The 1811-nt window shown below is 57.2% G+C and carries 2 protein-coding genes; both read right to left on the bottom strand.

The window, feature by feature from the left end; translation table 11 throughout:
* Positions 1-575 (bottom strand): PTS sugar transporter subunit IIC (locus DXB98_RS09970; protein ID WP_147330331.1); only part of this gene is annotated, 575 nt, incomplete at its 3' end.
* A gap of 225 nt (positions 576-800) precedes the next feature.
* A complete protein-coding gene (locus tag DXB98_RS09975; RefSeq protein WP_233505160.1) occupies positions 801-1691 on the bottom strand; it encodes a DMT family transporter in 891 nt (296 codons plus the stop codon).
* Positions 1692-1811 lie beyond the last annotated feature (120 nt).

The raw sequence follows: 1811 nt of genomic DNA on the forward strand, positions 1-1811 counted from the left end.
ATGGCGAAGCCCATGGCAGGCAGGATGTTGGCGGCAACGCCGCAACCGTCGATGATGAAGGGCGGGATGAAGTCGAGCAGGCCCTGGATGGCGTCGGAACCCAAATAGAAGGCGCCGCCGCACAGCAGGAAGTACTCGACGCAGCCCCAGATTCCAATTCCCCAATGAACGGCGTAGATGCCTTTGAGGTTTCCCTTGAGGGCGAACTTGTCTGCCATATCGACAAACACAGGGAACAAGGCATTGGTAATGTTGCCGATCGTCAGTGCAAGGACGGCGATGGGCATGGCGAGCGCGATGGCCGTCTCGGTACCCTGACCGAGCTGAATGGCAAACGCGCAGGCGAGCACGCCGCCGACGGTTTCGTTAGGCGGCACGTAGGCGCCGATGGAGATCGAGCCCATGAACAGCAACTCCAGGCTGGCGCCAACGGCAAGGCCAGTCTGCAGGTCCCCCAGCACCAGGCCCACGAGCGGGCACAGGACGATGGGGCGGAACGCGTAGAGGGTGCCGAGCTGGTAGTCGAGGCATCCAAACGCTCCGACTAAGCCGACGAGGATTGCTTGGACAAGCATAATTCCTCCCAATAAGGAATCTCGAACCGTCGTCACTCCCGTCGCGCGCGTTGTTGATATCAATTCCGGGAGTTCGATTCCACGGCTCGAAGCGTACCTGGTGTGCTGCTAACACCCATGCCAGGCACAAATGATTTGATACCAATTATAGGTATGCAGGTTCTTACTATTTAATACCACTCGCTCAGCGGAGTGTTTTTTACCGTAAACGGCAGACGTATCCCGTCAGGCGCGCTCTTTGTTTCGATGGCGGACAAGCGCCACCAGAAAGCCGTCGCCAAAAGCATCGGATGCCAAGTTGGCCACAATCACCAAAACGATCATCGCCGCGCCCAAGAACTCGTTCCAGCTAAAGACCTCGCCAAAGAGGAGCGCCGACCAGCAGGGAGCGAGCACGACCTCACTCATGCAAACCAAGTTGGCCGCAAACGCGTTGGTGCGCGCAATCCCCTTGGCATACAGCACACTCGCAAGGCCGCTGCAAAAAAGGCCATGCACCAGCATAAGCCCCCACTCAAAGGGTTTCACAGAGCCTAGGTCGCCGGCAAAATAGACGATCGGAAGTATCGAGATGCCGCAGGAGATGAGCGAGGACACCATGGGCGACGCATCGGGGCGAGAGTTTAAAAAGAAACACAGCCCAAAGGTGGCGCCCGAAATGACGGCAAGCAGGTTGCCGAGCATGCCCTCGGCGCTCAAATCACCTAAAAAGAAAAGTCCCATACCCGTAAAAGCAACCACCACGGAAGCAATCTTTGCAGGCGAGGGCAACGTGCGGGTTGCGAGCGATTGATACACGATAACGAAAATCATCGAGGTGTACTGCAGGACGATCGCGTTGCCGACCGTCGTGAGCTGGTTGGCAAAGTTAAACGTGGTGCCCGTCACGAAGTTGCAGACGGCCACAAGGACAATAAGACGACTGACGCGGAGGACGGGCCTGCCGACGAGCAGGATAAAGAGCGCCATAAATATTGCCGTAACGGCACCGATCAAAAGAGCTGACTGCGAATTGGCGCGAACGAGGATGCCGATAAAACTCCACAAGAGCGCCGTGCCAAATAGATACATCGCCCCGCTCACGCCATTATCGGGTGGATTGTCAGATCGAATCACGAAGCACCTCCAACTAGCTTTCGGTAATAAAAAACGGCGACCACAACGGGTCGCCGTTTCCCTTGGGGGCAGATAATAGGCCGGGCCCTTACGCCAGCACGCCGAAGAACGCGCCGACGA

The sequence above is a fragment of the Collinsella sp. OM07-12 genome (assembly GCF_003438275.1).
Taxonomy (GTDB): Bacteria; Actinomycetota; Coriobacteriia; order Coriobacteriales; family Coriobacteriaceae; genus Collinsella.